This window comes from Chitinivibrionales bacterium (assembly GCA_014728215.1).
Lineage (GTDB): Bacteria > Fibrobacterota > Chitinivibrionia > Chitinivibrionales > WJKA01 > WJKA01.
In genome coordinates, this window is record WJLZ01000013.1 from 1 (window position 1) to 9,374 (window position 9,374).

The 9,374-nt window shown below is 49.8% G+C and carries 7 protein-coding genes; 3 read left to right on the forward strand and 4 right to left on the reverse strand.

Annotated elements, in window-relative coordinates; all coding sequences use genetic code 11:
* From GF401_00880 to GF401_00895, 4 genes are all read right to left on the reverse strand, one after another.
* A partial coding sequence (locus GF401_00880; protein ID MBD3343595.1) for a hypothetical protein occupies positions 1-593 on the reverse strand: 593 nt, incomplete at its 3' end.
* Between the two features lie 86 nt (positions 594-679).
* Positions 680-2,449 carry a hypothetical protein gene (locus GF401_00885; GenBank protein ID MBD3343596.1) on the reverse strand — a complete coding sequence of 590 codons (1,770 nt, stop codon included), beginning with the start codon at positions 2,447-2,449 and terminating at the stop codon, positions 680-682.
* A gap of 221 nt (positions 2,450-2,670) precedes the next feature.
* Positions 2,671-3,960, reverse strand: a complete 1,290-nt coding sequence (locus tag GF401_00890; protein ID MBD3343597.1) for a hypothetical protein — start codon at positions 3,958-3,960, stop codon at positions 2,671-2,673.
* 60 nt (positions 3,961-4,020) lie between these two features.
* Complete coding sequence (locus GF401_00895; protein MBD3343598.1) at positions 4,021-5,532, reverse strand: hypothetical protein; 1,512 nt, start codon at positions 5,530-5,532, stop codon at positions 4,021-4,023.
* Positions 5,533-5,911: 379 nt separating this feature from the next.
* Here GF401_00895 and GF401_00900 point away from each other — a divergent pair, with 379 nt between their 5' ends.
* The 3 genes from GF401_00900 (at position 5,912) to GF401_00910 (ending at position 9,106) form a co-directional block, all read left to right on the forward strand.
* Complete coding sequence (locus GF401_00900) at positions 5,912-6,985, forward strand: prolyl oligopeptidase family serine peptidase (GenBank protein ID MBD3343599.1); 1,074 nt, start codon at positions 5,912-5,914, stop codon at positions 6,983-6,985.
* 122 nt (positions 6,986-7,107) lie between these two features.
* Positions 7,108-8,004 carry a hypothetical protein gene (locus GF401_00905; protein ID MBD3343600.1) on the forward strand — a complete coding sequence of 299 codons (897 nt, stop codon included), beginning with the start codon at positions 7,108-7,110 and terminating at the stop codon, positions 8,002-8,004.
* Positions 8,005-8,011: 7 nt separating this feature from the next.
* Complete coding sequence (locus GF401_00910; protein MBD3343601.1) at positions 8,012-9,106, forward strand: hypothetical protein; 1,095 nt, start codon at positions 8,012-8,014, stop codon at positions 9,104-9,106.
* The last annotated feature ends 268 nt before the right edge of the window (positions 9,107-9,374 follow it).

Below are 9,374 nucleotides of genomic sequence, written 5' to 3' on the forward strand. Positions count from 1 at the left end.
CCGATATAATCTTCATAATAGGATATCCCTCCCAGATAACTTCCTCCGGTATAGATATCCCGTTCCTGTCCCGGCTGTCCATCAACGATTTCGACTGCAACGACTTTCCCGCAGCCGTCCCATACATAAACCTTATTATCGAGCGCTGATGCACAGGTCGCATAGACCACCTCAAGGGGATCCAGGGAGCCGGGAACAAACCTGGGAACGTATCCGGAACCCTGCTCCGACACCATTACCGGCGTAGCACTTTCGCTCATCTCAACAATCCATGCTGTACTTTGTACGTTGGTGGCAGCATCGGAACTTGTGCCGGTGGCATAGGCGATATAATTTCCATCAGGGGAAATAACCGGTATCGCCGCATCGGTAACAGCATCGATTTTATGAAGGGCCGCCGGTGTTTCGGTGAAGTCTACATAGTACAGATTCCTTTCAATGGTAAAGGCCACTTTCACATTCCGGGTACCGAAAAAATTTTCAACGTCCGTTACCTCGGCCAGGGTTACGGTGGGTTCCGCTTGTACCATGGCCGCCGACAAAAAAATTGAGCCTGAAAGTATCGATGATGCAACAAAGGTTTTTACATTCATAAACAGCACTCCATTCGTGTAGTTACAATGATTCCCGTTTCGAGTTACCGCCTACTAATCTACTATTTCCTTAAAACGCATTTCAATTATTGCTTTACGATTATCCGGTAACCCTCACCGGTATTGTTATTAGTATAAGGAATAATGTAAGCTCCCGACGGATTTTTTTTCAGTGATGCAGGCATCGTTTCTTTCCAGTTGATCAACCGCCCCCGGACATCGTAAACAGCCGTCTTTGCGGGATTTATGCCGTCCAGGCCCTGTTTGAAGCCGGCGTCCCGCCGATAGTCCCTCTCCGGAGCAGCCGTTGAAGTAAAATCCGTGGGCAAGGGCTCCACATCAGTCCGGAACGGATAGGCCTGCAACCCTGTGCTGTTGCATAAAGTCGCGCATTCAAGAATTTTGCCGGTCCAGCCGTACCGGACCGCTTTTGGATCAGAGATATTATCGTTCCATACTAAAACATCAGCACCATCGATCTGCGCCTGAGCATACACAAAAGTCGAATCCGACTCGGAATTGATGCAGAACCCTTTTACTTCACCGCCCTCGGCATACAAGCCGTCGCCGGTATTCCCCCGGTAAGTGATTCGCATTTTATTTCCCTGCTCGATGGAGTAAGAATCATAGAGCGGCGGTTCGGAAATGATATTTCGGCCGAATATTTTTTCCAGCATGACATTCTTCACCCGCTCAGCCCTTTCCTTTTTCTGCCCCGGATGTGAGCCGCCTCCCAGCCCCACCGCAGAGGCCATATAAACATCCTGAATATCAAGAGAAAGTGGATAGGTCTCATACATCATGCCCGTCCGATGAGGGTAGTCGACATCGCCATAGGGAAGCGTATCACCCTCCCAGGGAGTATTGGGACAATACCAGGGTTGATTTTCCCATCCCCCGCCGTTGGGCTCGGTGACCGCAATAAAAGGGAGTGTTCCCTGCCGGGCAATCCGCCGCCAGGCGGAGATAAGGGCTGTATACCGGTAACGATATTCGTAGTGAAAATACTCTTTCATCTCATTTTCGCCCTGCCACCAGACAATGGTGCGCATGGTATAGGGAAGCACGGTTTTGACATCATCAAACCACTTGCCGTCGGTGTGCCAACTGCTGTCACGCATGACATCCAGGCCCTCGGGGAGGCCGGTTTCGATTCTCCACCGCCACAACTCGATCAGCTCCCGTTCATAGAGCTGCGATTCATCCAGAGCGGGAAGGAAAGGCGGAAGGGATTGGGCCGACACCCCACGGGTGATCACGCCCACGGGAACATCAAATTCCTCATGAACTTTTTTACCGATATAATACATTATGGCTGAAAAGGCCTTGACATTCAGGGGGGTGCACACATGCCATTTTCTGTCTTGCAGGGTCTGATACCCCTCATAGGCGTCACTACCCGATGACGGTTCCCAGGGGTACCAGGAATGCTGTGAAATCCGAATCTCAGGATAATCAGCCGTTTCCGCCGCCTGGGCATAGGAACCAGCAAGTTCATCATGGACCATATACACGACCATATTCGATTGTCCGCCGCCAAAAATTACCTCACCAACAAGAACATCGGTAAACGTCAGCGTATTACTGCCCTCAACGGTCATTTCATAGGGCCCGCCTGCATCCATGGCATCGAGCATCACTTCCCATTCGCCGCCACTTGCAGTCGTTGATTTTGTCTGCCCGGCAACCGAGACGGTAACCTGTTCGCCGTCCGATGCCGCCCCCCAGACCCGAACCGGCTTTTCCCTCTGAAGGACCATGTGGTCACAGAAGAGTTCGGAACCCATTGATACATTCGCATAGATTTTCATAAGCAGCATAAGAATAAAAATACCCACCGATTTTGCTGAATTCATTATCATAACCCCTGACAATTAAACGATTAACAACCTGCTCTAACAGATTAATCCCTGCTTTATAATATATATGAATAATGAGTCGATATCGTATAATAAAAGATTCTTTTAGAGAATATTATTGATTTATTTGCAAAATTATTTTCAATTAATGATATCGGGATAGACACGATTTATCGTCCGGCGGCGTCGAGTGCTACAGCCGCCGGCACAAGGGAGGCCTACTCTCTGATACTGAACACTCCATCGGAAGCATCGTTGGTGTAAAGCCTTCCGTTGCATTCGTTGGGCTGATAGTCGCCCCAGACCTGAATCACACACCGGTCGTTGATTATCGAGAAAGGGTCCCCCTTTTCATCGGTAAGGGTGGGGGCAACAACCCACTCATAGGTCCCGATATTTCCCGTATAGATTCCGGCGGAGTCATCCCTGAACCCTGTTTCGTTGAATGACGGCGCATCGTAAGCGCCCGCATACAGGGAGATCAGCACCCGCACACCTTTGTCAACCCCGCGTTCCTTGTTGATCGCCCAGGTAATGGTCATAGTATCGCCAATATGATATATTTCACCACCGTTGGGCCGAAGGATCCTCATCCGATTGCAAGTATCCACTTCCGCATAGGTGACGTCGATTGTAATATTTTTGCGGGAATGCTCGGTACCGTCGTCGGCAGTAAAGCCGATTTCATGGGACCCGGTATCATCCCGGGTTGTCTGCCAGGTAAAAAGACCATCCACGAATTGGGCGTTTGAGGGGAGATTATCGGCGGTAAGCATCACATCATTGCCGTCGGGATCCTCGGTATCGACCTGAAAGGAGAGCTTCTCCCAGGCATAGACCGCAACATCATTGACCCCCCTGATCACGGGAGCAGTATTGCCGGCGGGATAGAGGGTGACCGTGGTCCCATTCCGGTAATCCGCGAGGGGAATTTGCTGATCACGGTATGAAGGATGCGTGACTTTCAGTGAATCGATCCATACCCCTGCATTGGCGAAGGCGCCGCCGGCGGTGCTCACCGAATGATCGATGAACCCGGGAGCGGACAAGCGCGCGCCGATCGACCTGCAATGATAGCGGGTATCGCCGACATGAAGACCGACTATATATACCCGCGACGACAGATCAAAGGCTTTTAAATCGATTGTGTGCATGCCCCTGTCATAGATACGGTCAGGAAGACCGGCAACCTTTTGGCCCTGCAGCGTATGCAGAGTAAGGCCGACCTTTTGAGGGGATTGAAGCCCGAAAGAGAGAACCGACCCCCTGATTGAAAGTACATTTTTCGCCGGTATACCGGTCATACGTACCACCGGAACATTTCCCAGGTCAAAGGTCCCGTCACTGCCGGTTACTTCAGAAACATTCTTTCTGAGCACGGTCACCACCGCACCTTCAACGGGCTCTCCGGCGGGGTCTACCACCGTGCCGGTGAAATTCTGCGGCGATTGTGAAAATCCTCCCCAAAACAGAAGGAATACCGAAATCAGCATCTTTCCACGTTTCATTGAGCACATTCCTGTTGAATGAAAATTCGGGGACCTCGTTGGCCCGTCAATAAAAAGCATTTATCGGGACATTGCCGTTACCCCGGTCAGGGCAAAGGTGCGGGTCATATCATCCATTTCAATGAGGGCGAAATGGATTCCCGCCGCCAACCGGCCTGCCGGAACTATGGCCCGGCTACCGAATCCGTTCACCTGCGACACCTGTTTCCCGCGGGCATCGTAGACTTTTGCGGTATATCGGCCCTCGTGCGGAAGGATAATAGTCCAGGTATTATCCTTGGCCCGCGACAGACAGCCCTTTCCGGCCACCTCGGATATTTCCACCGGTATGGTAATGGGAATCTGCCCGGCCAGACTGTCGGTCCCTTCAATATGATATGAATCACGATTGAGGATATCCTCCATGTATCCCGGCGCAATATCCTCTTCGGGAGCGCTGATCCAGAGAGCGCCGTGCCAGACCTTCCTGACGTCGCCGTCGGGATTGTTGATACTATCATTTTTAGGGGGGTGGTTTGTCAACAGCAGCGATTTCTCTTGCTCGGGATTCATGGTAACAATGTTCCCGCCGTCTTCCATGTAACGTCCCATACCGCCCCATCCCAGGGTCATGCAGGTCCACTTTTCCGAGTTGACCGCCCAGTCGGAAAGAGTATGCAATTGGCAGCCGATATATTCCACCGGTTTCCACTCGGCACACTGACCGGTGGAAGGATCAATGTCACAAAAAGAATAGGTAGTTGTATCCACCGCCCAGTCGTTCCAGTCCCATTTGTTGAAATCGTAGGCCCGCGTTGCCTCGCCCGTAGCCGAATCAATTGCGGTGAACCGTACATTCTCATGGATATTGGAGTTATTGTAGTAGATATATCGCCCATTGATTGAAACGCTCTGCCCGCAACCGTCATTAAAAATCCGGTTGCCGCCATCGTTCCAGTCGGCACAGTCATAGCTCAGGGCGGCCGGAGCGGCGTCATTAGCGATCAGACTGTCGACATCGGGAACCCGGTGGAGCCCGATCCGGCAATGCGCCGAGGCCATCCATCGCGTGTCGCCTGAAATATGCCATATATGGGTGGGAGGAAAAGTCAGAACATTCTGCACCTCGCCGGTATGGACATTCACCCGGGAAACACTTGTTGCTCCAAGCCTCACTCCGGAGTAGTCAAATTCATCACTAAACCAGATCCAGTCTCCCCGGGGCCAGTAAATAAGCATAGAATATATCTCCCCGTGAGTCCTGTCGTCATGATAATCGACCGTGGTGAGTTCCTTTACCATCTTGTTTTTCCCGCCGATCCGGGTCACGCAGATTGTCCACGAATTGCCGTCCCCCCTGATAAACGCACAATGCGTACCGTGGGAATTGATCGCCGGATCCCGCACGCCCAGACTTCTTGACGAGGTTGCCAGAATAATCGAATCCTGCCACACATCATCTTCGATAAAATGAGCATCGATCCAATACTGCTCCTTCTCGGAACAAACAAAATCGGAAACCGCAATTCCCGACAGGCCAAAGGCCGTAAAATTAACACATGTAAGAAGCAAAACAATAGTACTGAACCGCATAAGTCCCCCTGAAATAGGTAAATAGCCCAGCATGCCGGGTAAGACCGGTGTAACCCGCTGCCGAAAACAGATTATGTACGCTGCTAATGGATTAACAAGCCCGTTTGCGGAAAAAATGCTGAATCATACCCCTTTTCTTTTCTGCAATACGGGACCCTTTGCTGACTGCTGAAAACCAGGCAGGTTTCAGATAGTGATAATATAATAAAATCTGAAACAATTATCATGTTTTGTTTTTATGCGCATAGTCATTATCAGTTCCGAAAAACTAACATTACTGCTTTCAACAGTATAATCGATATAATCAGCAATTAATTCGATAAATATTTATATTTATGAAGGACTGCAGGATCATATTTTATCAAAAAGGCGGATAACCATGAAAAAGCCGGGAATGCTCCTCGCTGCATGTACAACGCTCTTCTGTTTTCTTTGCTGTGCTCTTCAAGCCCAAACCGAAATCTTTTATGTCTGGCCCGACAGTTTGCCCGGTGAACAGGACACCACCAAAACCGGCTGCGTCCGTCCGTCAATCGAAGCATACATTCCTCAGGCTGATATTGCTACCGGAGCTGCGTTTCTTATCTGTCCCGGCGGTGCGTATTACATGATCTGGGGCGATGAAACCGATCCTCCGGCACAGTATCTTCAAAACCGTGGCATCGCCGCATTTGTATTGAACTACCGTCACAAAGACTGCAAACACCCCATGCCCATGTGGGATGCAGAGCGGGCAATGAGGCTTATCCGCTCGAAAGCCGCGGATTACGGGATCGATCCCGACCGGATCGGTATCATGGGTTTCTCGGCAGGAGGACATCTGGCCTCCACTATCGGCACACATTACGACACGGGAACTCCTTCGTCGCCGGATCCGATCGAACGCTATAGCTCCAAACCCACTGCCATGGTTCTGGGCTATCCCTGTATTACCATGAACGATCCTCATGCGCACGGCACAACCCGTCAGTACCTTCTCGGAGGCAACACCAGCCAGGACGCCCTGGATTATCTCTCGAATGAAAAGCATGTCGATGCGAACACGCCGCCAACATTCATTACCTATACCGATTCCGATAAAATCGTTGACGCCATGAACAGTGTCATATTTTACGACTCGCTTCAAAAATACGGAGTGGAGTCAAAGATGGTTATCGAGCCCGGGAAAGATCATGGCTATAATATCGAGGGGACCTGGATGGATTCCTGCCTGCTGTGGCTTGAACAGATCGGGTTTTTATCGTCATCATCTTCAAAGGCGATCAATAGCCGGAGAGGCCTGTTACTGGCGCCGGATATTCAACGAAAATCGATTGCAACCCATTCCGCTCTTGTTCAACAGCTCCATCTTCCCTGGGGACAGAAAATCCTTGTCCCGAGCAATCCGGCACTAAAAACCGCGCCTTCCGGGTTCGTAATTTTTGATTGTAAAGGACGGGTCCTTGCACCCTGACCTCTCGGCCCCCTGAAGCATCTCTAAACAATTTTTTGTCTCTTCCCAAAAAAATGAGCGTTTTGACGCGCCTGGTGGTTCTTATACCTTTAAACCACCAACAACTTTAGCAGGGGCTTGCAATGAATCAACATAATCTGTTTCTCCAATCCGGCATTCTTATGATTTCACTGGCGTCGGTTCTGTTTTGCGAAATGACAACCTCACTTGACGCCAATTTCGGATATTTTATCCTGCCCGAAAATATCCGGGGTTTTGTTGAAGAAGGCTTTTATGAAGCCGGTCGGGGCAATGTTTATGTGACCGAGGTTGATGGCGGGTCTGGTTATTCCCGGACTTCCTATCGATACAGCCATGATTTTGGTACGGATATGAAACCGAATATCGGCTTTTCGATCTCGCCGCTCTTTTTCCTGCATAACGGGATCGGTTTTGGCTTCGAGGCATCGAACGGATTCTCTATCGATGAAGTTAATGCAACCCATACGGTATCCGATTCGCTGGGAAGGGACTCATACTCACCGGTTCCCCACGCCTACCGCACAAAACAGACAACCTCAAAGGACCAAATATTTACCAAATACCGCTATTTCGGGTTTACCCTTGCCTTTCGACGGCAATTTCTTGCTCAATCGAGACTACGGTTCGATATCAATGCCGGATGGGCCGGGTATACGGCCGTCTTTCGTATTGAAGAACTCTCCGGGTCACTGCAGTATCACCAGACCAACGGCCATGTCGTTCATACCGAAATCCGGGCACCAACCTTTTATACCTTTGGTATCAGGTATACCTCATTTGTCGTAAAACCCGGCATCGCTCTCGAACGCCACCTAACGCCTCAAGTATCTGTCAACAGTGGAGTTACGCTTCCTTTTTCATACATTGAAAAAGGATATAAATGGAGTGACGACGCCGGCGTCGACGATGATATCGTTTTTTACCCCGGCAATCGGTTCGTAGCCGGTAACCTACTGATTTCTTTGGGTGTTACACTGCATTTTATCAGAGAAAGGTGAGTATAGTATGAAATGTGGAAAACGTTGCTGCCTGATGTTGATCATTACAGCGCTTCTTTCAACAGGGTTTCGCACTGCGGATACCGAGATCGATGATGCAGTTAATATTTATTTAAGTGATTCAATTTTCTATGTTTCCGACGCAATTCAGGGCATCCATGTCTATTCGGTGAGCGATCCATCGGCGCCCAGGCACAAGCTGACAATCCCACTGGTCGACAACAGCGGCCTTGCGGTCAAAGACAGTATTATTTATGCCAATTCCGGCAGCTCATTACTCGCCATCAAGCTCCACGATGACTCCTTATACGACGTGGTTTCGATTATTCATAATAAGTATAACTACAATAAAAATCAATTTTTTATGGGTGATGGTGTTTCCTATGGCGGATGGGGATGTACCGGGTGTATGGGACCAACCTCTACAGATGTGTCCGGGACTGAAACCGGCACTGGCGGAATGGGCGGTTCCTATGCGATTTTTTCGGTAATCGATACCTTTCTCTACTATATCGACGGCCAGAGTATTATCACCCTCACTATCTCCGATCCGGAAAATCCTTTCGAACTGTCACAAACGTATATCAATTGGGACATCGAAACCATGTTTCCCACCGAAAAATATCTCTTTATCGGGGGGCAGACCGGCATGTATATCCTCGACAGGAGCAATCCACAGAAGCCCGCGACAATCGGGACTTTCTCCCATGTGACTACGTGCGATCCGGTTGTCGTGCAGGGCACAATCGCCTATGTCACCCTGCGTTCGGGCGGGCGATGCGGGAGAACGACTAACGCTTTAATGGTTGTTGATATTGCCGATCCAACGAATCCAAAGCTGCTCAAACAGGTAAATATGGCAACGCCTTACGGCCTGACAATCAAAGATTCGCTGCTCTATGTCAGCAACGGTTCAAGCGGCTTTTCACTTTATAATGTCTCACAGCCGTCATCTCCTGAGCCGCTTGGGCAGTGGGGCAGTCCCTCAACAAAAGACTTTATCTGGTATGGAGATAATTTATTCGTGATGGGCTTTGAGGATATTCGGATATTATCGGTGAGCAATCCGCAGGCGCCGGTGCAGATTTCTTCAATTGATTAGTTCAAAATATAGTACGCCTGCCAGGAAAAAAGGCATGGCCGGCAAAGCGCGCCTCGCATACGCTCTTTCTCAGTTCGCCTCGGCAACGAAACAGGTTTCAGGATAGGCTCTAAAAAGTTTTGCAAATTGCTGATTTTTAGCCGCAAATAATTCCGGGGATATATTTTCTCTTTCACCTTCCGACAAACAGGGTATATGATCAAAACCGCGGCAGCGCCACAGCAGACACTCCATTTCACTTATTTCCTTGTCCTGGTGTCCCTTCAGG

Bases quoted from the DNA above. Each gene is read 5' to 3' on its own strand.
- GF401_00885 (MBD3343596.1), bottom strand. From the start codon at position 2,449: ATGAATTCAGCAAAATCGGTGGGTATTTTTATTCTTATGCTGCTTATG.
- GF401_00890 (MBD3343597.1), bottom strand. From the start codon at position 3,960: ATGAAACGTGGAAAGATGCTGATTTCGGTATTCCTTCTGTTTTGGGGA.
- GF401_00895 (MBD3343598.1), bottom strand. From the start codon at position 5,532: ATGCGGTTCAGTACTATTGTTTTGCTTCTTACATGTGTTAATTTTACG.
- GF401_00900 (MBD3343599.1), top strand. From the start codon at position 5,912: ATGAAAAAGCCGGGAATGCTCCTCGCTGCATGTACAACGCTCTTCTGT.
- GF401_00905 (MBD3343600.1), top strand. From the start codon at position 7,108: ATGAATCAACATAATCTGTTTCTCCAATCCGGCATTCTTATGATTTCA.
- GF401_00910 (MBD3343601.1), top strand. From the start codon at position 8,012: ATGAAATGTGGAAAACGTTGCTGCCTGATGTTGATCATTACAGCGCTT.